Raw genomic sequence first — 24,762 nt, forward strand, 5'->3', positions numbered from 1 at the left:
CGCGAGGCGAGAGCTCGGTGATCGCCGCCTCCGGCACCATCACCACGATCAGCCGCGGCGAGCTGCGCAAGTTCACCGCCGACATCAAGGGTGAATTGCTCAAGTCGGGTTCCTACCGCCTGGTCCAGAGCAAACCCTGGACCCAGCAAAACACCGAGAAGCTGTTCGACATCATCGACCGCATCAAGAAGGGCTACTACCCCGGCGCGGACTACGTGTTGTTCGGCACGATCAACAACATCGACTTCCGCCAGGAAAGCAATCCGGTGCAAGGTTCGAATGCGGTGTCGTTCTCGCTGGCGCTGGAACTGGTCGGTGAATTTTCGCTGATCAATACCCGCACCTATGAGATCAAGGCTGCGTTCTCGGCCATGGGCGAAGGCTCCGACGTGCGTCTGGCCAATGCCGCCGGCACCGTGATTTCGCTCAACAAGAGCAAGGTCATGCAGGAAGTATCGCGCTCGCTTGGAGACGCTGTCGCCGCCGAGATGGAAGCGCAGTTCAATCCGGCCGGCTCCAGCCGCAGCTCGCGCCGTATCGAGCGCCAGTCGGAACCCGTACAAGAACAAAAGACCGTCATTTTCAAATGACCCTCTTTTCCGGCGCGCACACGCTTGCGCGCCGGATTTTCATTTCCCTTCCCGCCTCCTGCGACGCTGCACCTCCTCCATCGAAGTGAAATAAAACGTTACCGGGGTTGTAAGCGGCCGTCCGGCACGCTATGCTCAGTGCCCTGAAGCGTCGCAGGCTGGTTTTTCCTGCGCAGTCACTCATGGGCCGCCGGCGACAATGCCACGTGCGCTCCTCTCTGAACGGAAACGGATACATGATGAAAAAATGGATTTGGATGTTGTGCCTGATCAGCGCCGGTGCGGCGCACGCGGAGAACTGGCAAAACGTCGGCGGCAGCGACGTGGCCGAGTTGTCGATCGATGTCGACTCCATCAAGGAAAGCAAGGGCATCCGCGAAGCCTGGTCGCTGTGGAATTTCAAGGAGGCCCGCGCCAACAACGACAGTTCTTTCCCGACGCTGAAATCCTACAAGGACCTGCACCAGTATGACTGCAAGGCCGGCGCCGTGAAGCTGGTGCGGGAAATCATCTTCGCCGAGAACGATGGCAAAGGCGACAAGCGCGACCATTCCGACGCGCTGAAGAACATGCAATTCGAGAAACCGAAGCCGCTGTCGGTGGGCGACGCCATGTTGCAGGCGGTCTGCACCTTTGAGCTGAAGAAGTAAGCCAGCCCCGAGGTTCGCATAGGAACAAAAAACGGAGCCCGAGGGCTCCGTTTTTCGTTGCAGCAAGGCTCAGGACTGCGATCAGGCCAGCTCTTCCAGGCGGATCTTGGTGACCGTCCCCATCACGGTGGTCAGCGCCTCGATCTTGGCGATGGCGGCCTCGATGTTGCGCTCCTGGGTCTGGTGCGTGAGCATGATGATGTCGGTCTGCTGTTCGCCTTCGGCCGGCTCCTTTTGCAGCATGGCGTCAATCGAAATCGACGAGTCCGCCAGGATGCGCGTGACGTCGGCCAGCACGCCCGGCTTGTCGGCCACGTGCATGCGCAGGTAGTAGCTGGTGGTGACGTCCTGGATCGGCAACACCGGCGTATCGGCCATGGCGTTCGGCTGGAACGCCAGCGACGGCACGCGGTGTTCCGGATCGGCCGTAGCCAGGCGCGTGATGTCGACCAGGTCGGCGATCACGGCCGAAGCGGTCGGCTCGGAACCGGCGCCCTTGCCGTAGTACAGCGTCTCGCCGACGGCGTCGCCGCGCACCATCACGGCGTTCATCGCGCCTTCGACGTTGGCGATCAGACGACCGGTCGGAATCAGGGTCGGATGCACGCGCAGTTCAATGCCTTTTTCGGTCTGGCGCGTGATGCCCAGCAGCTTGATGCGGTAGCCCAGTTGCTCGGCGTAGCGGATGTCGGTGGCTTGCAGCTTGGTGATGCCTTCCACGTGCGCCTTGTCGAACTGCACCGGGATGCCGAAGGCGATCGAGGCCATGATGGTCAGCTTGTGCGCCGCGTCCACGCCTTCGATGTCGAAGGTCGGATCCGCTTCGGCGTAGCCCAGGCGTTGCGCTTCCTTCAGCACGACGTCGAAGTCCAGACCCTTGTCGCGCATCTCGGACAGGATGAAGTTGGTGGTGCCGTTGATGATGCCGGCGATCCACTGGATGCGATTGGCGGTGAGGCCTTCACGCAGGGCCTTGATGATAGGAATGCCGCCTGCGACGGCCGCTTCGAAGGCAACCATCACGCCCTTTTCCTGCGCCGCCTTGAATATCTCGTTGCCGTGCGTGGCGATCAGCGCCTTGTTGGCGGTGACCACGTGCTTGCCGTTGGCGATCGCCTTCAGGACCAGGTCCTTGGCGAGGCCGTAGCCGCCGATGAGCTCGATGACAATATCGATGTCCGGATCGTTGACCACCAGATTGGCGTCGTTGACAACCTTGACTTGTCCATTGGTCAGCTCGGTGGCGCGCTCCGTGTTCAGATCGGCCACCATGGTAATTTCAATGCCGCGCCCTGCGCGCCGCGCAATTTCTTCCTGATTGCGCTTCAATACATTGAAAGTACCGGAACCCACGGTGCCGATGCCGAGCAAACCTACTTTGATGGATTTCATATTGTCTTCGTGGTTGATAAAAAAAGCCGTCGGCGGAAATCAAGACGATTGCTGACGGGTACTGCGGTAAAACGGAATTGCCGGCCTGCCCCGCCACGTGCGGAGCAAAGCCGGTGAATCATGCCTGCGTCAGTCCGGTTCAGTTGGTGCCGTGACGCCGGCGATAACCTTCGAGGAAGTGCGCAATACGGCCCATCGATTCGGTCAGGTCGTCGGTGTTCGGCAAGAACACCACGCGGAAGTGATCCGGCGTCGGGCAGTTGAAGCCGGTGCCCTGAACGATCAGCACCTTCTCTTCAGCCAACAGCTCGTAGGCGAACTCCTGGTCGTCCTTGATCGGGTAGATTTCCGGATCAAGGCGCGGGAACATGTACAGCGCCGACTTCGGCTTGACGCAGGTCACGCCCGGGATATCGGTGAGCAGCTTGTGCGCAAGGTCGCGTTGCTTGGCCAGGCGACCGGTCGGCGCGACCAGGTCGTTGATGCTCTGGTAGCCTCCCAGCGCGGTCTGGATGGCGTACTGCCCCGGCGCATTGGCGCACAGGCGCATCGACGCCAGCATGTTGAGGCCTTCGATGTAATCCTTGGCGTGTTTCTTCTCGCCCGAGACCACCATCCAGCCGGCGCGGTAGCCGCAGGAACGGTAATTTTTCGACAGGCCGTTGAAGGTGATGAACAGCACGTCGTCGGCCAGCGAGGCCAGCGAGGTATGCGTGTTGCCGTCGTACAGGACCTTGTCGTAGATCTCGTCGGCGAAAATGATCAGTTGATGCTGGCGCGCGACTTCGACCAGTTCCTTGAGCACTTCGGTGGAGTACAGCGCACCGGTCGGGTTGTTTGGATTGATGACCACGATCGCCTTGGTGTTGGGCGTGATCTTCTTGCGAATGTCGGCGATATCCGGCTGCCAGCCCTGCTGCTCGTCGCAGACATAGTGCACCGGCGTACCGCCGGACAGGCTGACAGCGGCGGTCCACAGCGGATAGTCCGGCGACGGCACCAGCACTTCATCGCCGGTGTTGAGCAAGGCGTTGACGCTCATGACGATCAGCTCGGAAGCGCCGTTGCCGAGGTAGATGTCGTCGATGGCGACGCCCTGGATGTTCTTTTGCTGGGTGTAGTGCATGACCGACTTGCGCGGCGCGAACAGGCCCTTGGAATCGGTGTAGCCGGAAGCGTTGCCCATGTTGCGGATCATGTCCTGCACGATTTCATCGGGCGCGTCGAAACCGAAGGCGGCCAGATTGCCGATGTTCAGCTTGATGATCTTGTGGCCCTCTTCTTCCATTTGCCGCGCTTTTTCCAGCACGGGGCCACGGATGTCGTAACAGACATCCGCTAGTTTCTTCGATTTTTGAATCGGTCGCACGGTACTAATCCTTTGTATGAGCCTGAACTGCCGGCTCGGCTTGCTCGGCTGACTTGGCTTGCCGGCGGAGCCGCCGGAACCGGCCATTTTGCCGAAAGCCTTCCATTTTATCAATGAATAAAACATAGTCCCGAACCGGAAAACGCTACAATGCAGCACTTTAAGACCTTATTGCCGAAAATAGCCCGGGCCGATCCATCGCCGGCGGCATTTTGGCACTGCGCGCCATGAAGCTCCATTCGACAGAAACCCAGCAATACCAGACCGTTTCCTCCTACGACGACACCGGCGTCGAGCTCAATGCGATCCGCTACGAGCAAAGCCTGCTCGTGCTGCCTGAAACCCCGCCGGTGCCTTGGCCGGTGACCTCGTTCGATGCATTGACCAGCGAACATTTCGACCAGATCGACGCCACCCGGCCCGATGTCGTGATCCTCGGCACCGGCGCGCGCCAGCGTTTCGTCCATCCGAAGCTGACCGCCGTCCTCACCGCGCGCCGCATCGGCGTCGAGTGCATGGACAACCAGGCGGCTTGCCGCACGTACAACATTCTCATGGCAGAGGGCCGCAAAGTGGCGCTGGCATTGATTCTCGAACCAAAACCAGCTTAAGGACCTCGCCGCAATGCGCGACTTGTACAAATCCAAAGCGTTCGTCTGGACGCTGCTCATCTTCTTCCTGCTGATCTGGTTCTACATGCTCGGCGCGCGCACCCTGGTGCCGACCGACGAAGGCCGCTACGCCGAAATGGCGCGTGAAATGGTCGCCACGCAGGACTGGATCACCACCCGCCTCAACGGCATCAAGTATTTTGAAAAACCGCCGCTGCAGACCTGGATGAACGCCGTCACCTTCGAGCTGTTCGGTCTGGGCGAATGGCAGGCGCGGCTGTGGACCGGCCTGTGCGGCCTGTTCGGCATCGGCCTGGTGGCCTACACCGGCCGTCGCGTGTTCAACGCTCGCGTGGCGTTCTACGCGCCGCTGGTGCTGGCGTCGAGCTTCTTCTGGGCCGGCATGGGTCACATCAACTCGCTGGACATGGGCCTGGCCGGGATGATGACGCTGAGCATCTGCGCCCTGCTGCTGGCGCAACGCAACGATGCCAGTCGCGACGAACAGCGCAACTGGATGCTGCTGTGCTGGGCCGGCATGGCGCTGGCAGTCTTGTCCAAGGGGCTGATCGGCATCGTGCTGCCGGGCGCGGTGCTGGTGCTGTATACGATTTTCTCGCGCGACTGGGCGATCTGGAAAAGGTTGCACCTGATCAAGGGCCTGATCCTGTTCTTCGTTATCACTACGCCGTGGTTCGTGCTGGTGTCGCTGAAAAATCCCGAATTCCCGCAGTTCTTCTTCATCCACGAACACTTCCAGCGCTTCACCACCAAGATCCATAGCCGCACCGGTCCGTGGTACTACTTCCTCCCGATTCTGCTGCTCGGTATCCTGCCGTGGCTGGGCGTACTCGTACAAAGCCTGCTGCATGGGCTGCGTGAAGACCAGGGCAACAGCAGCTTCAACAGCCTGACCAACGGCAAGTTCCAGCCGCGCAAGATGCTGTTGATATGGTCGGTGTTCATCTTCGTCTTCTTCAGCATTTCCAGCTCGAAGCTGCCGTCCTACATCCTGCCGATCTTCCCGACGCTGGCGCTGCTGATCGCCAGCTATCTGGAGCGCTCGTCGTCCAAGGCGATCATCTGGTCGGCAATGGTGGTGGCCGTACCTTGCGCCATCGGCATGGCCTTCATCTCGCGCGTGCCGAGCCTGGCCAAGGACGCCTACTCGCTGCCGCTGGTGAGCGCCCATGTGCCGTGGATTTATGCAGCGACCATCATCGCCTTCGTCGGTGCGGTGCTGGCGATCCGTTTTGCCCGTTCGCAAAAAGACCTGGCGGTGGTGTTCCTGGCCGCAGCGACCTTCGTCAGCGGACAATTGCTGATGCTGGGCCACGATCCCCAAGGCCGCTATTCGGCCGGTATCGATTACGTCCCCGCACTGCAGGCGGAACTGACGCCGGAAACCCCGATGTATCTGGTCGGCCGTTACGAACAGGCCTTGCCGTTTTATCTGCAACGCACGATGACGCTGGTGCGCCACGCCGATGAAATGGAATTCGGCCTGAAGCAGGAGCCGCAGCTGTGGCTGCCGACCATTGACGCCTTCGTCGCGCAATGGGTTGCCGACCACACCGCCGGCAAGAAGGACATCGCCATCATCGACCCCTCCGTCTACGCCGACCTGAAGCAGCGCGGCGTTCCGATGCGCCTGATCGGCCAGGATCCGCGCCGCGTGATCGTGGCGAATAATCCCGACGTCATCGAAAAGAACCCGAAGGCGGCACCATGAATATCACCACCTTCGGTTTCATCTTCGTCGGCATTTGTCTTAACGCCGTCGCGCAACTGCTGCTCAAGGCCGGCACCAATGCCGTCGGCGCAATCCACCTGACGGCTGAGAACTGGTTCGCCACCGGCATCAAGCTGGCCACGCAATTGCCGATCATCGGCGGCCTGACCTGCTACGTGATTTCGGTCGGCGTGTGGATCATCGGACTATCGCGCGTGGACGTGACGATCGCCTATCCGCTGCTGTCGCTGGGCTACATCATCAATGCCGTCGGCGCCTGGTATTTCCTCGGCGAAGTCGTGTCGGCGCAGCGCCTGCTGGCCATCGGCGTGATCATCGTCGGCGTTATTCTGCTGACGAGAAGCTGATCCGGCCGACTTGGCTGATTTACAATATGCGGCTTGCGCGCAGGCGACATGAGCGCCGGCGCGGCCGACTGAATTCACTATCCCAGATTATTGCGAGCAACCCATGACTCAGCCTGTTCAGCCTACCTTGCCTTTCCTGCCATTCTCCAAACCGACCATCGACGAGCCGACCATCGCCGCCGTCGCCGACGTGCTGCGCTCCGGCTGGATCACCAGCGGCCCCAAGGTGCAGGCATTTGAAAAGGCCTTGTCCGACTATCTCGACGGCCGCCTCGTGCGCACGTTCAATTCAGGCACCTGCACCATGGAAATCGCGCTGCGCATCGCCGGCGCCGGCGCCGGCGACGAAGTCATCACGACGCCGATTTCATGGGTCGCGACCGCGAATGTCATCATCGAGACCGGTGCCACGCCGGTTTTTGCAGATATTGACCCGGTCACCCGCAACATCGACCTGGACAAGCTGGAAGCCGCCATCACGCCCCGCACCAAGGCCATCATCCCGGTTTACCTGGCGGGCCTGCCGGTCGACATGGATCGCCTGTACACAATTGCCAAAAAGCACAACCTGCGCGTGATCGAAGACGCCGCCCAAGCGCTCGGCTCGACCTGGAAAGGCAAGCGCATCGGTTCGTTCGGCGATTTCGTCTCGTTCAGCTTCCAGGCCAACAAGAACGTCACCAGCTCCGAAGGCGGTTGCCTGGTCGTCAACAATCCGGACGAAGCGCGCCTGGCGGAAAAATACCGCCTGCAGGGCGTCACCCGCAGCGGCTTCGATGGCCTCGAAGTCGACGTGCTGGGCGGCAAGTTCAACATGACCGACATCGCGGCTGCAATCGGCCTGGGGCAATTTGCCCATATTGACGCGATCACCGAAAAACGCCGCAGCCTGGCGAAGCATTACTTCGACGTGTTCGGCCCTGACTTCGAAGCGCAAAGCGGCGTTCAATTGCCGGTAGCCGACTTCGAAAACTCCAACTGGCACATGTACCAGCTGGTCTTGCCGGAACGCATCACGCGCGCCGCCTTCATGGAAAAGATGATGGAGCGCCAGATCGGCATCGGCTACCACTACCCGCCCATCCACCTGCTCAAGCTGTACCGCGACCGCGGCTTCCGCGAAGGCATGTTCCCGATCGCCGAGCGCGTCGGTCGCCTGATCGTGTCGCTGCCGATGTTTACTGCAATGAGTAAAGAAGATGTCGAGCGCGCAGTCGGCGCGGTAAAATCCGTGCTCGCCTAAGGTGACCAACGCAGGTTTACAGTAACGCTTTCAGTACAGCAATTTTTCATTCCAGGCTTTGATGAAACCAGAAATTTCCGTCGTCATTCCCGTCTATAACGAGGAAACCGGCCTCGCCAAACTGTTCGACCGCCTCTATCCGGCGCTGGACGCTCTCGGCATGCCCTACGAAATCATTTACGTCAACGACGGTAGCCGCGACAAGTCGGCCGCCATCCTGGCCGACCAGTATCGATTGCGACCGGACGTCACCCGCGTGGTGCTGTTCAACGGCAACTACGGTCAGCATATGGCGATCCTGGCAGGATTCGACGCGACCCGCGGCGACATCGTCATCACGCTCGACGCCGACCTGCAAAATCCACCGGAAGAAATCGGCAACCTGGTTGCGAAGATGCGCGAAGGTTACGACTACGTCGGCTCGATCCGCCGTCAACGCCAGGATTCGGCATGGCGCACCTGGGCTTCCAAGGCCATGAATCACCTGCGCGAAAAGATCACCCACATCAAGATGACCGACCAGGGCAACATGCTGCGCGCCTACGGACGCAACGTCATCGACCTGGTCAATCAGTGCCGCGAAGTGAATACCTTCGTGCCGGCGCTGGCGTACACTTTTGCACGCAAGCCGACCGAAATCACTGTTGAACATGAAGAGCGCGCGGCCGGCGAATCGAAGTATTCGCTGTACAGCCTGATCCGCCTGAATTTCGACCTGATCACCGGTTTCTCGCTGGTGCCGCTGCAATTCTTCTCGCTGCTCGGGATCGGCCTGTCGTTCGCATCGGCCGCGCTGTTCGTCCTGATGGTGATCCGCCGCTTCATTCTCGGCGCCGAAGTGCAAGGCGTGTTCACGCTGTTTGCGATCACCTTCTTCCTGATCGGCGTGATCCTGTTCGGCATCGGCTTGCTGGGCGAATACATCGGCCGCATTTACCTGCAGGTGCGCGCACGTCCGCGCTATGTGATCCAGGCCGTGTTGGAACATTCTTACGATCAGGACAAACAAAGCTCATGAACGCAGTCGTTTTTGCCTATCACGATGTCGGTGTACGCTGCCTGAAGGTGCTGCTCGCGCGCGGCGTGCGCGTGGCGCTGGTGGTAACGCACGAAGACAGCGCGACCGAAAACATCTGGTTCAATTCGGTCGCCGGCGTTTGCCGCGAATACGGCATCCCGTACATCACGCCGGAAGACCCGAAATCTCCGCAGCTGCTCACGCAAGTGCAGGCGGCACAGCCGGACTTCATCTTCAGTTTCTATTATCGCCACATGCTGCCGGTGAACCTGCTGGCGCTGGCCAAGCACGGCGCCTACAACATGCACGGCTCGCTGCTGCCGAAGTACCGCGGCCGCGTGCCGATCAACTGGGCGGTGCTGCACGGCGAAACCGAAACCGGCGCCACGCTGCACGAAATGGCCGCCAAGCCCGATGCCGGCGCCATTGTCGCGCAAACCTCGGTGCCGATCCTGCCGGACGATACTGCTTTCGAAGTTTTCGGCAAGGTCGTGGTTGCTGCCGAGCAAACTCTCTGGCGCGTGCTGCCGCTGATGCTGGCCGGACGCACGCCCAAGCTCCCCAACGACCTGAGCAAAGGCAGCTATTTCGGCGGCCGCAAACCGGAAGACGGTCGTATCGACTGGAAAAAACCCGCCCAACACGTGCATAATCTGGTCCGTACCGTCGCGCCGCCCTATCCCGGCGCCTTCGAGGAAATCGCAGGTGATAAAATCACGCTGGTGAAAACGCGATTGGTGTCGGCATCGGCCCGTCCCACACTTGAGAGGTCGCACGGCGCTCAAGACAAGTTCTTTGAAGGCGGCCGTCTCTACGCGCGTTGCGGCGACGGCAACTATCTGCAAATCCTGGGCATCCAGATCAACGATCAGGACGTCTCTCTTAACAATTATCTGAAATACATGGCTGTCTAGGCCGTCTACTTATTATGAAAAAAGTCCTCATTCTCGGCGTCAACGGCTTCATCGGCCACCACCTGTCCAAGCGCATCCTGGAAACCACGGACTGGCATGTCTACGGCATGGACATGATGACCGACCGCATCACCGATATCCTTGAAAACGAGGCCTACAAATCGCGCATGCACTTCTTCGAAGGCGACATCACGATCAACAAGGAATGGGTCGAATACCACGTCAAGAAATGCGACGTCATCCTGCCGCTGGTCGCCATCGCGACGCCGTCGACCTACGTCAACAAGCCGCTGCGCGTGTTCGAACTGGACTTCGAAGCCAACCTGCCGATCGTGCGAGCAGCCGCCAAGTACGGCAAGCACCTGGTGTTCCCGTCGACCTCTGAAGTGTATGGCATGTGCCATGACGACGAATTCGATCCGGAAGAATCCGAACTGATCTGCGGCCCGATCAACAAGCCGCGCTGGATCTACTCCTGCTCCAAGCAACTGATGGATCGCGTGATCTGGGGCTACGGCATGGAAGACAACCTGAACTTCACGCTGTTCCGTCCGTTCAACTGGATCGGGGCCGGCCTGGATTCGATCCATACGCCAAAAGAAGGCAGCTCGCGCGTCGTGACCCAGTTCTTCGGCCACATCGTGCGCGGCGAGAACATCTCGCTGGTCGACGGCGGCCAGCAAAAGCGCGCCTTCACTTACATCGACGACGGCATCGATGCGCTGATGAAAATCATCGCCAACGAAGGCGGCGTCGCCACCGGCAAGATCTACAACATCGGCAACCCCGTCAACAACTATTCGATCCGCGACCTCGCCGACATGATGTTGAAGCTGGCTACAGAATATCCTGAATACGCCGATTCGGCCAAGCAGGTCAAACTGGTGGAGACCACTTCCACCGCCTACTACGGCAAGGGTTACCAGGATGTGCAGAACCGCGTGCCGAAGATCACCAACACCTGTGAAGAACTGAACTGGAAGCCGACATTCACCATGGCCGACACGCTGCGCAATATTTTTGACGCGTATCGAGGCCAGGTTGCTGAAGCCCGCGCACTGGTCGACTGAACCTGCCGGAGGCTGGACACGGCAAACGAATCCGCCCTTTCCGGGCGGATTTTTTTTACGCTTGAATCACCCTGCCAAGCATCAGCTCGCTACGGGAACACTCAGGAAAATACGAATGAATCCTCAAAATGGGTTTATTCGTTGCGCCTTTCGTGCCACAATTTGGTCAACAGGCAACCGGATCGCGCGCGCTGCCGTCACGGCAACAGCATGACCATTGACGCCGCCGCGCTCCCTTCAAGAAAGCAAGCAACCTTGCCCCAGATCACCCTCAAAATCGACGCCGATACCTATCGCGGCACCCGCGAAGGCGTTCCTAATCTGGTCCAGCAACTGCTGCGTCACGACGCCAATGCGACCTTCCTGTTTTCACTCGGTCCCGACCACACCGGCTGGGCGCTCAAGCAAGTGTTCCGCCCCGGCTTTTTCAGTAAAGTGTCGCGCACGTCGGTGGTAGAACATTACGGCATCAAGACGCTGATGTACGGCACGCTGCTGCCGGCGCCGGACATCGGCAAGACTTGCGCGAAGTACATGGGCGCGGTGCGCGACGCCGGTTTCGAATGCGGCATCCACACCTGGGATCACCGCGTCTGGCAAGACCATGTACGCACGCGCGATGCGGCGTGGACGCGCGAGACCATGCAGCGTTCGTATGCCCGCTTCCACGACATCTTCGGCCATGCGCCCGTGACGCATGGCGCCGCCGGCTGGCAGATGAACGACCACGCCTTTGCCCAGCTCGATGAGTTCGGCATTGCGTATTCCTCGGATGGCCGCGCAGTGCTCAATGAAGATGGTTCGCTGCAGGATTTCGCCGCCGGTCCGCATCGCCTCGCTGCCGGCGGCAAGACTTTATCGTGCGTGCAGTTGCCGACCACGCTGCCGACGTTGGACGAGCTGCTCGGCCGCACCATCCACGGCGTTGTCATGGACGCGTCAAATGTCGCCGCTATGCTGTTGCGATTGACCGAGCAACGCCGTGACCACGTCTTTACCTTGCACGCCGAACTTGAAGGGCAGAAACTTGCCCCCATCTTCGAGCAATTGCTGCTCGGCTGGCGCGCCCAAGGCTACGATCTGGTCTCGATGGGCGAGTATTACCAGACTGTGAAAGACGACGTCCTGCCGATTCTGCCCATCGCATGGGGCGAGTTGCCGGGACGGTCCGGCGACATGATTCTGCAGGCGGCATAAGCACCATGAGCACGCAACATCGCCCGATTCTCGACGACGCAACACCAACACTTACCTCGGGACGCTATTTTGACTGACGACACACCATCCATACTGAACAAGACCGTACCGGAATTTTCCGCCGCGATGACCAGCGGCAAAACCTTCTCGCTGTCGGATTACAAAGGCAAGAAGCTGGTGCTGTACTTTTATCCAAAAGACAATACGCCGGGCTGTACCACCGAGGGCATCCAGTTCCGCGAAAGCTATCCGGAGTTCCAGAAGCACAATACCGAAATCTTCGGCATCAGCCGCGACAGCCTGAAGTCGCATGAAGGCTTCAAGGCAAAGCTGGGCATGCCCTTCGAACTGATTTCCGATCCTGACGAAACGCTGTGCATCATGTTCGACGTCATGAAAATGAAGAACATGTACGGCAAGAAAGTCCGCGGGGTCGAACGCAGCACGTTTGTGATTGACGGATCGGGCACATTGGTGAAAGAATGGCGTGGAGTAAAGGTGCCATCGCATGTCGACGAGGTGCTCAGTTTTGTGAAGACAATTGCTTAAGAAACGTTAGTCACACGACGACATACGTTTCCCCGAGCGGCAGCAGGATCGATCTCAAGAGTCATGTTGCAGCCGCCAGCCGAAAGTTGCGGTCAATTTAGATAAGCCTTTGAATTCAAACAGAAAACCGTTTTTTGGAAGCCGTTTTTGGATCAGGTCCCGAACCTGCCAAAACGGCTTTTTTACTTTGCGAATTTACGCTGCGGATAAAACACCGGCAACACGCTACGCCTGTACCGACGGTACGCGCGGCATTGCCTTGTCCGCCGCCTTCCCTTCTTCCACTAATCAAGCCCCCCTTCCTCTTTTCCTGCGTCCGTCGGCGGCGCATGCCTGTACCAAGAAGGGTTTTATTAGCGGCAGTCGTTCGTTGTTGCACCTCCAGCAATACCTGTACGCTCTGACAAAGCGGCATTTTTCTTCCCTTCACTACCGAGGTTCTGATGCCCCTGCCCAAACTGCCGAGTAAACCAGCTGCCTTATTGGCGCCCAAAGATTATCCGAAGGCCGAACGCGGTAAAACCGTCAAACCCCATATCGCATTGGTAGAACCTGCTGCACCGATTGCCCCGGTCGCCTCCATTGCTGCTCCGGTCGCCAAGGCGCAGCAGCCGCTGCAGCCGCAAGCCAAGATTACCGGCAAGAGCCCGGTCGAAAAACCGCGTACAGGCACTCCCAAGGTGCTGGAATCTCGCGCCAAGTCGACCACCAGCCGCATTGCCGACAAACTCGGCGTATCGAAACTATTCGTGCTCGACACCAACGTGCTCATGCATGATCCGACTTCGCTGTTCCGCTTCGAGGAACACGACATCTATCTGCCGATGATCACGCTGGAAGAACTCGACAACCACAAAAAAGGCATGTCGGAAGTCGCCCGCAATGCACGCCAGATTTCGCGCTCGCTCGATGCGCTGGTCAGCGACATTGCCGAAGACGCCATCGACCTCGGCATCCCGCTGTCCAAGCTGGGCAACAAGGACGCCAAGGGCCGCCTGTTCTTCCAGACCAAGCTGCAGAACGCCAAGTTGCCCGATGGCCTGCCGGAAGGCAAAGCCGACAACCAGATTCTCGGCGTGGTGCGCGCACTCGATCAGCAATATCCGGAACGCCCGGTCGTGCTGGTGTCGAAAGACATCAACATGCGCATCAAGGCGCGCGCCATCGGCTTGCCGGCGGAAGATTACTTCAACGACCATGTGCTGGAAGATACCGATCTGCTGTATTCGGGCATCCAGCAGCTGCCGGACGACTTCTGGAACAAGCATGGCAAGGGCATGGAGTCCTGGCAGGAAAACAAGCACGGCACCAGCTACACCTATTATCGCGTGACCGGTCCGCACGTGCCCTCGATGCTGATGAACCAGTTCGTCTTCATCGAGCCGAAGAACGGCGAACCCGCCTTCTACGGCCAGGTCACGCAAATCAACGGCAAGACCGCGGTCCTGCAGACCTTGCGCGACTATGGCCACACCAAGAACAGCGTGTGGGGCATCACGGCGCGCAACCGTGAGCAGAACTTCGCCCTGAACCTGCTGATGAATCCGGAGTGCGACTTTGTCACGCTGCTGGGCCAGGCCGGCACCGGCAAGACGCTGCTCGCCCTGGCGGCCGGTCTGGCGCAAGTACTGGAAACCAAGAACTACAACGAAATCATCGTCACTCGTGTCACTGTGCCGGTGGGCGAAGATATCGGTTTCCTGCCCGGCACCGAGGAAGAAAAGATGGGGCCGTGGATGGGCGCTTTCGACGATAACCTGGAAGTGTTGAACAAGTCCGACGGCGACGCCGGTGAATGGGGTCGCGCGGCAACGCAAGACCTGATCCGCTCGCGCATCAAGATCAAGTCGCTGAACTTCATGCGCGGCCGTACCTTCGTCAACAAGTTCCTGATCATCGACGAAGCGCAAAACCTGACGCCGAAACAGATGAAGACGCTGGTCACCCGTGCCGGTCCGGGCACCAAGATCGTCTGCCTCGGCAACATCGCGCAGATCGACACGCCCTACCTGACCGAAGGATCGAGCGGCCTGACTTATGTGGTCGATCGTTTCAAGGGCTGGTCGCACAGCGGCCATGTCACGCTGGCGCGCGGCGAACGGTCGCGTCTGGCGGATCACGCCAGCGACGTCCTGTAAGGCAGGATCGAAGTAGAAGCTCGCAGCAAATAAAAAAGCCACCGCAAGGTGGCTTTTTTATTGTCCGCAGAGACCGTCCTTCGCTTACAGGATGTGCATGCCGATCCACCAGGCGATCGCCGCCACGAAGGCCGATGCCGGAATCGTGAAAATCCAGGCCCACACGATATTGCCTGCCACGCCCCAGCGCACCGCCGACATCTTGTGCGACGCGCCGACGCCAACGATCGCGCCGGTGATGGTATGCGTGGTCGAGACCGGGACTCCCATTGCAGTGGCGATGAACAAGGTGATGGCGCCACCGGTTTCGGCACAGAAGCCGCCGACCGGCTTGAGCTTGGTGATCTTCTGACCCATGGTCTTGACGATGCGCCAGCCGCCGAACAAGGTGCCCAGGCTGATGGCGCAATAGCAGCTGATGATGACCCACATCGGCGGATTGTCGGCTCCGGAATTGCCCGACGCAATCAACAGCATCCAGATGATTCCGATGGTCTTCTGCGCATCATTGCCGCCATGGCCGAGACTGTACATCGATGCCGACACCAACTGCGCGCGGCGGAACCAGCCGTCGACCTTGCGCGGCGTCGAGCGCACGAAGATCCACGATACCAGCAGCATCATGATGGACCCCAGAATGAAGCCCAGCAAAGGCGACAGCACGATGAAGATGACGATCTTGATCAGGCCGGAAGCCACCAGCGAACCGGTGCCAGCCTTGGCCACCGCGGCACCGACCAGGCCGCCGATCAGGGCATGCGACGACGACGACGGAATGCCGTAGTACCAGGTCACCAGGTTCCAGAAAATCGCGCCGATCAAGGCGCCGAACACCACCACGTGATCGACCACGGCCGGATCGATCGTGCCCTTGCCCACCGAAGCGGCCACGTGCAACTGATGAAAAACGAACACCGCGGCCAGATTAAAGAATGCCGCCATCGCCACCGCTGTCTGCGGACGCAACACGCCGGTGGAGACTACCGTCGCAATCGCATTGGCCGCGTCATGGAAACCGTTCATGAAATCGAACAGCAGCGCCAGGACGATCAGCAAGGCAAGAATGTGAAAACTAATTTGAACTGTATGCATGGATAAACCGTTATCTTTGAGAAGCAGCGGCAACATCGCACCGTGACGGCGCCAGTGTCGAGCGCCGGCGCAGTCAATGGCGAAGGTCAGGCATTTTCGACGATGATGCCTTCAATGATGTTGGCGACGTCTTCGCAGCGGTCGGTAACGGTTTCCAGGATTTCGTAGATGGCTTTGAGCTTGATCAGGTTGCGCACGTCCGGCTCGTCGCGGAACAGCTTGGACATGGCGGCGCGCATGACATGGTCGGCATCCGACTCGAAGCGGTCGATCTCTTCGCAGATGGCGAGGATCTGGCGCGAGTTGTCCATGTTGTGCAACAGGCCGACCGCAGCCTTCACCTTTTCGGCACAGGCCAGGCACAACTCGGCGAGGCGCTTGGCTTCCGGCGTGATGGCCTTGATGTCGTACAGCGAAATGGTTTGCGCACCGTCTTCCAGCAGGTCGAGGATGTCGTCCATGCGGGTGATCAGTTGATGGATGTCGTCACGGTCCAGCGGCGTGATGAAGGTCTTGTGCAACAGCTCAATCGTGTTGTGAGTGACTTTGTCCGCCTGCTTTTCCAGGGTCTCGATCGCATGCACGCGAATTTCCAGGTCGTCGAAATTGGTCATCAATGCGACCATTTCCTTGGCGCACTTCACACCCAGCTCCGCATGCTGGTTGAACAGATCAAAAAACTTGCCCTCGGTGGGCATCAGGCGTCCAAACATGTTCCACTCTCTTATGAATAATTAGAATTTCACTTACACAACATGAGCCGCCTGAAAAGCGACCTTCATTGTCCGCGCAGCCCGGGGCTGAGCGATGCACCGCGTCGCGTCAGTCGCCGCCGTAAGGCGACGCCAGGCTGCCGACGTAGTTGTCATACTTGGTAAATTGCCCCAGGAAGGCAAGGCGAATACTGCCGATCGGACCGTTACGCTGTTTGCCGATGATGATTTCAGCGGTGCCCTTGTCCGGCGAATCGGGATTGTAAACTTCGTCGCGATAAATGAACAAAATCACGTCGGCATCCTGCTCGATAGCGCCGGATTCGCGCAAGTCGGACATCACGGGACGTTTGTTGGGACGTTGTTCCAGCGAGCGGTTCAGCTGCGACAGGGCAATGACCGGGCAATTGAGCTCCTTGGCCAGGCCCTTCAAGCTCCGCGAGATTTCCGAGATTTCAGAGGCGCGGTTTTCGGAAGAGCTGCCGCCGTTGCCCGACATCAGCTGCAGGTAGTCGATGATGATCAGGCCCAGCTTGCCGCATTGGCGGGCCAGGCGGCGCGAGCGTGCGCGCAATTCGATGGGCGACAGGGCCGGCGTTTCGTCGATGTAGAACTGCGCGTCGTTCATCTTCTGGATCGCATGCGTCAGGCGCGGCCAGTCTTCGTCGATCAGGCGGCCGGTACGCAGACGATGCTGGTCGAGACGGCCGACCGAGCCCAGCATACGCATGGCCAGCTGGGCGCCGCCCATTTCCATCGAGAACACGGCAACCGGCAGGCCGCTGTCGATGGCAACGTTTTCACCGATGTTGATAGAAAATGCGGTTTTACCCATGGAAGGGCGGCCGGCGACGATGATCAGATCTCCCGGCTGCAAGCCGGAAGTCATCTTGTCGAGATCAATGAAGCCGGTCGGCACGCCAGTGATGTCGCTGGTGCTGTCGCGGTTGTACAGTTCGTCGATGCGCTCGACCACTTGGGTCAGCAGCGGCTGGATCGACAGGAAGCCTTGCGAGCCGCGCGAGCCCTCTTCCGCGATCGCGAAAATCTTGGATTCCGCTTCGTCGAGCATCTGTTTGACGTTCTTGCCCTGCGGATGGAAAGCATCGCCTGAAATCTCATCCGACACCGTGATCAGCTTGCGCAGGATGCCGCGGTCGCGCACGATCTCTGCATAGCGGCGGATATTCGCCGCCGACGGCGTATTTTGCGCCAGCGCGTTGAGATAGCTCAGGCCGCCCACCTCTTCGGCCTTGCCGCTGGTGGACATCGCTTCATAAACCGTGATCACGTCGGCCGGCTTGCTTTCGTTGATCAGCTTGACGATGTGCTGGAAGATGATGCGGTGATCGTAGCGATAGAAATCTTCTGCGCTGACAAAGTCGGCAATACGATCCCACGCGGCGTTGTCGAGCAGCAAACCGCCAAGGACGGATTGTTCGGCTTCGATGGAGTGCGGCGGGACGCGCAGGGATTCTAGTTGCGGATCGGGAGATGCGTTCATGGCGCGCATTATACCTGCTAAGAGTAGTCGCTTCAGGTGCGGTGGCGAATTAGCCGGCGGTTTTACAAACTACGATCAGACTTGCGCCGGTCGCGGCATGACGCAACAAGACCGACAAAATAAAAAAGCCAGGCGAACCCGGCTTCTTTATCAAAACAGATGGAACGATCGGCGTAATGAATTACGCGTGATCGCCCGCAACAGCAACAGTCACGTCAACCACGACGTCGGTGTGCAGAGCCACCGAAACAGCGTGATCGCCAACGATCTTCAGAGGACCTTGCGGCAGGCGAACTTGCGCCTTTTCGACCGGGAAACCTTGCTTTGTCAGCGCATCAGCGATGTCAAAGTTGGTCACGGAACCGAACAGACGACCGTCAACGCCGGACTTCTGGGTGATCTTGACTGTCAGGCCGGCCAGCTTTTCGCCTTGGGCTTGTGCAGCTGCCAGCTTTTCAGCGGCGGCCTTTTCCAGCTCGGCGCGCTTCGCTTCGAATTCGGCGATGGCGGCTGCTGTGGCGCGGCGCGCCATGCGTTGCGGGATCAGGAAGTTACGTGCGTAACCGTCCTTGACGCGGACGACTTCGCCCAGACCACCGAGATTAACGACTTTTTCCAACAGAATGACTTGCATGTTTTTCTCCTATATCTCGTCGTCAATTACGCGTTGTGCAGATCTGTATATGGCAGCAACGCGAGGTAGCGTGCGCGCTTGATCGCGGTGTCAACTTGACGCTGATAGTGTGCCTTGGTGCCGGTCAGACGTGCTGGCATGATCTTGCCGTTTTCTTGCACGAAATCCTTCAGGGTGTCGACGTCTTTGTAATCGACTTGCTCAACACCTGCTGCGGTGAAACGGCAGAATTTTTTACGCTTGAACAGCGGGTTTTGCTGTTGACGTTTTTGCTTCAACTTGCTTTTATCGAACTTTTTACCGAATGCCATTTTGCGGCTCCTGATATCTAAAATTGAGTGGTTCTAAACTACAGATTCAAAATCAACGATGTGAAACACGATGCTTTTGCTATTGCGATTCCTGCGCGCCATGAAACCGGTGAACTTGAACATCTCGCCGAGACCGGCCCGGTTAAGCCGACTTGAAATTTCGCCTGCAGCGAATGCAGTGATTTCAAACTCGACCAACCTCTTGATGCCCGCTTCCGTCTGTTCCGATTGGTGCTGCAACTTCGCAGTAACTACCGGAATGCCTGCCGGGGTGTAACGTATGACGTCACGCTCGGCGATACTGGCGACAAACTGAAAGTGATTCACGCTCCCTGGTGCTTTTCTCGCAATGTCAGCAATTAAGCCGCTGGTGCTTCTGCGCGATTGCTCTTTACTGCGTCTTCCTTCTGGACAGCCTTCAGGATTGGCGAAGGACCGGTTTCGGCCTTCTTCATCTTGACTGTCAGGTGACGCAACACTGCATCGTTGAACTTGAAGCCGGTTTCGATTTCGGCCAGAGTTTCGCCGTCAACTTCGATATTCAGGCAAACATAGTGTGCTTTTGCCAGCTTTTGGATTTGGTACGCCAATTGACGGCGACCCCAATCTTCGACACGGTGAATCTTGCCGCCGCGTGCAGTAACGATGCCCTTGTAGCGCTCGATCATCGCTGGAACTTGCTCGCTTTGGTCCGGATGGACGATAAATACGATTTCATAATGACGCATGTAGACTCCTTTATGGACTGATTAACAAATCGCCCACCTCGGCGTCAAGACGAGTGTGGGAAGAGGAAAGCCCGCAATCATATACCAGAACGCCAAAAACCTCAATGCTTTCAGGCATTTGCCGTGGAACGGCGCCCACAGGGCAAAAAATTGCCGATGACATGATTTCAATATTGCAGATTGACACTGCTTTATAACTGTATAAAAATACAGACTGTTTATGCAACCAGCATAACTTCCCCGAAAGTCGACATGCTCAAACTGACCGCTCGCCAGGAACAGATCCTGAATCTGATCAAAGACGCCATCGAAAACACCGGCTTCCCGCCGACGCGCGCAGAAATCGCCAATGAGCTCGGCTTCCGCTCGGCCAACGCCGCCGAAGAACACTTGCAGGCGCTGGCCCGCAAAGGCGCCATTGAAATTTCTCCCGGCACCTCGCGCGGCATCCGCCTGCGAGACGGATCGGCGAGCAACCCGGGTCGTCAGATGGCCCTCCCGCACCCTGCCCTGATGCAGTTGTCGCTACCGCTGGTCGGCCGCGTCGCCGCCGGCTCGCCGATCCTGGCGCAGGAGCATATCGAAACCAATTACACCGTCGACCCGGCGCTGTTCTCGGCAAAACCCGACTACTTGCTGAAGGTGCGCGGCATGTCGATGCGCGACGCCGGCATCCTGGACGGTGATTTGCTGGCGGTAAAGAAAGCCGATCAGGCCCGCAACGGCCAGATCGTCGTGGCGCGAATCGGCGACGACGTCACGGTCAAGCGCTATCGCAAGACCGGCTCGCTGATTGAACTGCTGCCTGAAAATCCCGACTTCAAGGTGATCAAGGTCTCTTCCGAAGAAGAAAATTTTGCATTGGAAGGCTTGGCGGTAGGTTTGCTGCGGAGCTGGAACTGATTCCGTTTCAGACCCTGCTCGAACTAAAGCCCGCTAAATCGCGGGCTTTTTTTACGTCTGTTTGCCAGATCGAAACCAGAATTGCATCATATGATACGCATACCTTATTGCGACCGGGCAAAGCAAGGCAGATGGCGCCCTTCCTTTACACGGCAGCACAATCATTCAATCCGGTAAGGAATCACATGTCAACGCGTAGCAGCAACAAGCCCGCCAACAAGAGCGCTCAACCCAACGTCAAAGATCTTCTGGCTGTCAGAGAATGCCTGAGCTTGCTGGACGATCACAAGGTCGACGAGGCAAAAGTACTGTGCGCCCAAGTACTCAAGCGCGCCCCGAATCTTGTCTATGCCAACCATGCATGGGGCCTGATCGCCATGCATGAGAACGACTTCATCGGCGCAGAAGCCGCCTTGCGCAAAGCGGTGGCCGCAGATCCGACCAATTCGGAATACATTGCCAACCTGGCCACCTCCGTCCTCAAGCAAGACCGGATCGACGATTCCATCGCGCTGTACGAGGAAGCCATCAAACTCAACACCGAGAATAAAGACGCGCGCATCGGCCTGGCCAACGCCCTGCATGAAAAGAACGATCCGGACGCTTCGATCGCCTATTTCGAGGACGCCGTCAAACGTAATCCCGATGCGCCCGGCCCGCTATCCCACCTGGGCAAGGCCCTGATCGATGCAAAGCAGTACAAGGAGGCGGTCGGCGTCCTGTTCAAGTCGCTGCAGCTGCAAATCAATTTCGCTCCGGCACACACCAATCTGGGCATTGCCTTCCAGGAAATGGACATGCTCAAGGATGCGCTGGAATGCCACAAGACCTCCCTGCTGCTCGATCCGACCGATATCTACGCGCAAAACAAGATCGCTGACACGTACATCAAGCAAAAGGAATACGACAAGGCCAACGAGCATTACGAGCGCATCATCGAACTGGCCCCCAAGGATCCCAACAGCTATACAAAACTGGCATCGAGCTTGTTTTCCAACCAGGATCGCTACGAAGAGGCCATGGCGCTGTTCCATAAGGCGCTTGAGGTTGATCCGAAACACCCGTTGACGCACAACAATATCGGCGCAACAATGTACGACTACGGCGAGACAGTTTCCTCACTGCAATACTTCAAGGATGCACTCGCGCTCAAGCCCAACTATCTGACCGCACAACACAATCTTGCGCTTGGGCAATTATTGGCCGGCGATCTGAAGGATGGCTGGGCCAATCACGAGAGCCGGCTGGAAGTCAAAGAGCGCCGCTACGTCTACAAATTGATCCACAAGCTGTTCGAACTGATCCCGAAATGGGATGGCAAGTCTTCGCTCCAGGGTAAATACATCCTGCTGATGCACGAACAAGGCTTCGGCGACAGCATTCAGTTCGTACGCTACGTCCACAAGCTGCTGGAGCAAGGCGCCCGCGTCGCGCTGCACGTCAAGGATCCGCTTGCCCGCCTGTTCCGCAGCGTGTCCGATCAAGTGACACTGGTGCGTGAAAACGACCCGCTGCCCAAGTGCGACTACGCTTATGTACTGATGAGCCTGCCGCACGCGCTTGGCACCGATCACGTCGAAGACATCCCGTCCTATCCGTTCTATTTGTCCGCCGATCCACAGGACATCAAGAGCTGGAAAGACAAAATGGACATGCTGGCCGGCAATACTGGGGATTTGCGCGTCGGCTTCGTCTGGGCCGGCAATCCGGAGCACGGCAATGACCGCAAGCGTTCGATACCTCTGGAGACTTTCGCCCCGCTGTTCAATACGCCCGGCGTTCAATTTTTTTCCATCCAGAAAGGACTGGCCACCCCCGAACTGGACAAGCTTCCCAAAGGACTGCCTGTATACAATATAGGCGACGCCTTTAACGACTTTGCCGATACAGCTGCGGCGATGGCCAATCTGGACCTGATTATCAGCGTCGATACCTCCGTGGTCCATCTGGCCGGCGCGCTCGGTCGGCCTACCTGGACGTTGCTGGCCCACACGCCGGACTGGCGCTGGCTGAACGAGCGGGAGGACTCGCCTTGGTATCCGAGCATGCGCCTGTTCCGGCAACAATCCCGGAACGACTGGCCGACCGTTATCAACAAAGTGGCCTCCGAACTGGCAATCCTGGCACAAGAAAAAAAGAAAACAGCTTCCTGATCAAATACTTGCCGCATCCACCCGATGCGGCAAGCTTCAAAAAACACCGCACTGCACTCCGCCGCCACCGCCCTGCGCATCAAAACCGGAACTTTTCCGGAATACCCACTAAAGTTTTCTTAAATAGCGTCGAAATAAGATTTGCTTGACGTATGGAAGCACGCAGTTTTAGGTCGGACAGCATTGGAAAAAAAAAATTTTTTTGCGATAAACATTAAACTTTTTCCGATACCGTCCGATATAGCTAACAACAGCGGTTTGAACGCCTGAGGCTTTAGGTAAAAACCAAAGTTAAGCACTGAAACTCGGATTTATCGGCCTCAAATCTTAGGAGAATTAACATGGCATCAGTCATTAATACCAATATTGCGTCGCTTAACACGCAACGCAACCTCAACATGTCGCAATCGTCGTTGAATACTTCGATTCAACGTTTGTCTTCCGGTCTGCGCGTCAATAGCGCAAAGGACGACGCTGCAGGCCTGGCAATTGCCGACCGCATGAATGCTCAGGTCAAAGGCCTGGCAGTTGCGCAACGTAACGCCAACGACGGTATCTCCATGGCTCAAACCGCTGAAGGCGCACTGAGCACAGTTACCGACAACCTGCAACGTATGCGCGAACTGGCGGTTCAAGCTTCCAACGGTTCGAACAGCGCTCAGGATCGCAAGACCCTGAACGACGAATACAAGCAACTGTCGGATGAAACATTCCGTGTTCTGAACGGCACCAACTTCAACGGTCAAAATCTGTTCACAGGTATCGGTTCCGGCGCCAGCGCTGGCACAGGTTCCGACAGCGCGAACGTTTCGGCTTCCCTGACACTGACTTTCCAAGTCGGCGCCAACGTTACCGACAACAAACTGAACGACCAAATCAGCATCTCGCTGTCTGACTTGTCCAACGATGCAACCATGGCCAACGTCATCGGCACCAGCGCCAAGGGTCTGATCGGTCTGGGCGTGACAACTTCGGTTGACGCAGCTCAAGTGACTTACACTTCGGCCAAGGCAGCCCTGGACAATCTGTTCGCAACAGGTTCGACACTGACAGCAACGGCATTGGCATCTTCGGCTGTGACTCTGCAGACTGCTATCGACTCCGCCAAACTGACCCTGGACAAGGCAATTGCCGATCCATCGGCACAAAGCGATGCGCAAAAAGCGATCAAGAACCTGGACAACGCGATCAACCTGATCTCGTCCAAGCGTGCAGAGTTCGGTGCGGTCCAAAACCGCTTCAGCGCCGTTATCAGCAACTTGCAGATTTCGAGCGAAAACATCACCGCCTCGCGCAGCCGTATCATGGATACCGACTACGCGGCAGAAACTGCAAACCTCACACGTGCGCAAATTCTGCAACAAGCAGGTACGGCGATGCTTTCGCAGGCGAACTCCGCCCCGCAAAGCGTCCTGTCTCTGTTGAAGTAGTATTGAGAGCCATGTAGGATAATATGCGGAGAATATGTAAGTATTCTCCGCATATTCCTTGATGAAGGAGTAAGAACATGTCGATTTCCCCGCTTAATATCACAGCTGCAGGTGATTCCGGTTCGTACACGCCGGTGCAGCCGTCCAATACAAAACCAGATCCAGTGGTATCGACAGTTGCGCCTGCAGCATCCCCGCAAGCACAACGTTCCACCGAAAGCGATGTGGCCGACGCCGTTGATAAATTGAATGACTTTGCAAGCAAAAATGCATCGGACCTCAATTTTTCGCGCGACAAGGAAACCGGTAAAACGATTGTAAAAGTTGTCGATACGGCAACCGACGTCGTCATTCGCCAGATTCCGACCGAAGAAGCGGTTGCCATCGCAAAGTCGATTGATAAGATGCAAGGTTTGTTGATCAATCACAAGGCGTAATTAAGTCTGCTACGAA

At 57.9% G+C, this 24,762-nt stretch carries 25 protein-coding genes and 1 pseudogene; 16 read left to right on the top strand and 10 right to left on the bottom strand.

Translation table 11 applies throughout. The annotated features are described in order from the left end of the window. Together HLUSI_RS28060 and HLUSI_RS0110385 are read left to right on the top strand one after the other, a co-directional pair. Positions 1-590 (top strand): annotated as a pseudogene (locus tag HLUSI_RS28060) (hypothetical protein); the annotation flags it as partial. A gap of 239 nt (positions 591-829) precedes the next feature. Continuing rightward, the gene (locus HLUSI_RS0110385; protein ID WP_157137818.1) at positions 830-1,240 is read left to right on the top strand and encodes a surface-adhesin E family protein; all 411 of its coding nucleotides are present in this window, start codon (positions 830-832) and stop codon (positions 1,238-1,240) included. 81 nt (positions 1,241-1,321) lie between these two features. On the opposite strand, the gene HLUSI_RS0110390 is transcribed toward HLUSI_RS0110385, so the two are convergent. Both HLUSI_RS0110390 and HLUSI_RS0110395 read right to left on the bottom strand, forming a co-directional pair. Next, positions 1,322-2,632 (bottom strand): homoserine dehydrogenase, encoded by a 1,311-nt coding sequence (locus HLUSI_RS0110390; protein WP_016833901.1) that lies wholly within the window; start codon positions 2,630-2,632, stop codon positions 1,322-1,324. Between the two features lie 139 nt (positions 2,633-2,771). Next, positions 2,772-4,001 (bottom strand): pyridoxal phosphate-dependent aminotransferase, encoded by a 1,230-nt coding sequence (locus HLUSI_RS0110395; protein WP_029363359.1) that lies wholly within the window; start codon positions 3,999-4,001, stop codon positions 2,772-2,774. A gap of 227 nt (positions 4,002-4,228) precedes the next feature. Between HLUSI_RS0110395 and HLUSI_RS0110400 the strand changes: the two genes are divergently transcribed. The 9 genes from HLUSI_RS0110400 to HLUSI_RS0110440 all read left to right on the top strand — a co-directional run bounded on the left by HLUSI_RS0110400 (position 4,229) and on the right by HLUSI_RS0110440 (position 12,703). Next, positions 4,229-4,612, top strand: a complete 384-nt coding sequence (locus HLUSI_RS0110400) for an Mth938-like domain-containing protein (RefSeq protein WP_029363360.1) — start codon at positions 4,229-4,231, stop codon at positions 4,610-4,612. A gap of 13 nt (positions 4,613-4,625) precedes the next feature. Continuing rightward, positions 4,626-6,344 carry a glycosyltransferase family 39 protein gene (locus tag HLUSI_RS0110405; protein ID WP_016833904.1) on the top strand — a complete coding sequence of 573 codons (1,719 nt, stop codon included), beginning with the start codon at positions 4,626-4,628 and terminating at the stop codon, positions 6,342-6,344. Continuing rightward, positions 6,341-6,712 carry an EamA family transporter gene (locus HLUSI_RS0110410; protein ID WP_016833905.1) on the top strand — a complete coding sequence of 124 codons (372 nt, stop codon included), beginning with the start codon at positions 6,341-6,343 and terminating at the stop codon, positions 6,710-6,712. The genes HLUSI_RS0110405 and HLUSI_RS0110410 overlap by 4 nt, the downstream gene beginning before the upstream one ends. 103 nt (positions 6,713-6,815) lie before the next feature. Then, on the top strand, positions 6,816-7,955 hold the full coding sequence (locus HLUSI_RS0110415) for a DegT/DnrJ/EryC1/StrS family aminotransferase (RefSeq protein WP_040503369.1): 1,140 nt from the start codon (positions 6,816-6,818) through the stop codon (positions 7,953-7,955). Between the two features lie 61 nt (positions 7,956-8,016). Beyond that, positions 8,017-8,973 (top strand): glycosyltransferase, encoded by a 957-nt coding sequence (locus tag HLUSI_RS0110420; RefSeq protein WP_016833907.1) that lies wholly within the window; start codon positions 8,017-8,019, stop codon positions 8,971-8,973. Beyond that, positions 8,970-9,887, top strand: a complete 918-nt coding sequence (locus HLUSI_RS0110425; protein ID WP_016833908.1) for a formyltransferase — start codon at positions 8,970-8,972, stop codon at positions 9,885-9,887. Before HLUSI_RS0110420 ends, HLUSI_RS0110425 begins: the two co-directional genes overlap by 4 nt. A 14-nt stretch (positions 9,888-9,901) precedes the next feature. Continuing rightward, positions 9,902-10,957 carry a bifunctional UDP-4-keto-pentose/UDP-xylose synthase gene (locus tag HLUSI_RS0110430; protein ID WP_016833909.1) on the top strand — a complete coding sequence of 352 codons (1,056 nt, stop codon included), beginning with the start codon at positions 9,902-9,904 and terminating at the stop codon, positions 10,955-10,957. Between the two features lie 255 nt (positions 10,958-11,212). Continuing rightward, positions 11,213-12,154 carry a polysaccharide deacetylase family protein gene (locus HLUSI_RS0110435; protein WP_029363361.1) on the top strand — a complete coding sequence of 314 codons (942 nt, stop codon included), beginning with the start codon at positions 11,213-11,215 and terminating at the stop codon, positions 12,152-12,154. A 69-nt stretch (positions 12,155-12,223) separates the two neighbouring features. Then, positions 12,224-12,703 (top strand): peroxiredoxin, encoded by a 480-nt coding sequence (locus HLUSI_RS0110440; RefSeq protein ID WP_265212932.1) that lies wholly within the window; start codon positions 12,224-12,226, stop codon positions 12,701-12,703. A 115-nt stretch (positions 12,704-12,818) separates the two neighbouring features. Here the strand turns inward: HLUSI_RS0110440 and HLUSI_RS34070 are convergent, their stop codons facing one another. Further along, entirely contained in the window at positions 12,819-13,118 is a 300-nt protein-coding gene (locus tag HLUSI_RS34070; RefSeq protein ID WP_238533967.1) for a hypothetical protein, read from the bottom strand. Positions 13,119-13,146: 28 nt separating this feature from the next. Here HLUSI_RS34070 and HLUSI_RS0110445 point away from each other — a divergent pair, with 28 nt between their 5' ends. Beyond that, complete coding sequence (locus HLUSI_RS0110445; protein WP_029363363.1) at positions 13,147-14,841, top strand: PhoH family protein; 1,695 nt, start codon at positions 13,147-13,149, stop codon at positions 14,839-14,841. A gap of 84 nt (positions 14,842-14,925) precedes the next feature. On the opposite strand, the gene HLUSI_RS0110450 is transcribed toward HLUSI_RS0110445, so the two are convergent. The 7 genes from HLUSI_RS0110450 to rpsF all read right to left on the bottom strand — a co-directional run bounded on the left by HLUSI_RS0110450 (position 14,926) and on the right by rpsF (position 19,823). Then, positions 14,926-15,933, bottom strand: coding sequence for an inorganic phosphate transporter (locus tag HLUSI_RS0110450; RefSeq protein WP_029363364.1), 1,008 nt, complete (start codon positions 15,931-15,933; stop codon positions 14,926-14,928). Positions 15,934-16,019: 86 nt separating this feature from the next. After that, a complete protein-coding gene (locus HLUSI_RS0110455; RefSeq protein WP_016833914.1) occupies positions 16,020-16,646 on the bottom strand; it encodes a DUF47 domain-containing protein in 627 nt (208 codons plus the stop codon). Between the two features lie 109 nt (positions 16,647-16,755). Beyond that, the gene (locus HLUSI_RS0110460; RefSeq protein WP_193365578.1) at positions 16,756-18,150 is read right to left on the bottom strand and encodes a replicative DNA helicase; all 1,395 of its coding nucleotides are present in this window, start codon (positions 18,148-18,150) and stop codon (positions 16,756-16,758) included. Between the two features lie 181 nt (positions 18,151-18,331). Further along, positions 18,332-18,784 (bottom strand): 50S ribosomal protein L9, encoded by a 453-nt coding sequence (gene rplI / locus HLUSI_RS0110465; RefSeq protein ID WP_016833916.1) that lies wholly within the window; start codon positions 18,782-18,784, stop codon positions 18,332-18,334. A 26-nt stretch (positions 18,785-18,810) separates the two neighbouring features. Beyond that, entirely contained in the window at positions 18,811-19,095 is a 285-nt protein-coding gene (rpsR, locus tag HLUSI_RS0110470) for a 30S ribosomal protein S18 (RefSeq protein WP_007882558.1), read from the bottom strand. A 33-nt stretch (positions 19,096-19,128) separates the two neighbouring features. Continuing rightward, a complete protein-coding gene (priB, locus tag HLUSI_RS0110475) occupies positions 19,129-19,422 on the bottom strand; it encodes a primosomal replication protein N (RefSeq protein ID WP_016833917.1) in 294 nt (97 codons plus the stop codon). A 32-nt stretch (positions 19,423-19,454) separates the two neighbouring features. Next, complete coding sequence (gene rpsF, locus HLUSI_RS0110480; protein WP_016833918.1) at positions 19,455-19,823, bottom strand: 30S ribosomal protein S6; 369 nt, start codon at positions 19,821-19,823, stop codon at positions 19,455-19,457. Between the two features lie 252 nt (positions 19,824-20,075). On the opposite strand from rpsF, the gene lexA reads away from it, so the two are divergent. The 4 genes from lexA (at position 20,076) to HLUSI_RS0110500 (ending at position 24,746) form a co-directional block, all read left to right on the top strand. After that, a complete protein-coding gene (lexA, locus tag HLUSI_RS0110485) occupies positions 20,076-20,726 on the top strand; it encodes a transcriptional repressor LexA (protein ID WP_029363365.1) in 651 nt (216 codons plus the stop codon). Positions 20,727-20,911: 185 nt separating this feature from the next. Then, positions 20,912-22,879, top strand: coding sequence for a tetratricopeptide repeat protein (locus tag HLUSI_RS0110490; protein WP_016833919.1), 1,968 nt, complete (start codon positions 20,912-20,914; stop codon positions 22,877-22,879). 341 nt (positions 22,880-23,220) lie between these two features. Beyond that, a complete protein-coding gene (locus HLUSI_RS0110495; RefSeq protein WP_016833920.1) occupies positions 23,221-24,309 on the top strand; it encodes a flagellin N-terminal helical domain-containing protein in 1,089 nt (362 codons plus the stop codon). A 77-nt stretch (positions 24,310-24,386) separates the two neighbouring features. Then, positions 24,387-24,746, top strand: coding sequence for a flagellar protein FlaG (locus HLUSI_RS0110500; protein WP_029363366.1), 360 nt, complete (start codon positions 24,387-24,389; stop codon positions 24,744-24,746). Positions 24,747-24,762 lie beyond the last annotated feature (16 nt).

This window comes from Herbaspirillum lusitanum P6-12 (assembly GCF_000256565.1).
GTDB classification, from domain to species: domain Bacteria; phylum Pseudomonadota; class Gammaproteobacteria; order Burkholderiales; family Burkholderiaceae_D; genus Herbaspirillum; species Herbaspirillum lusitanum.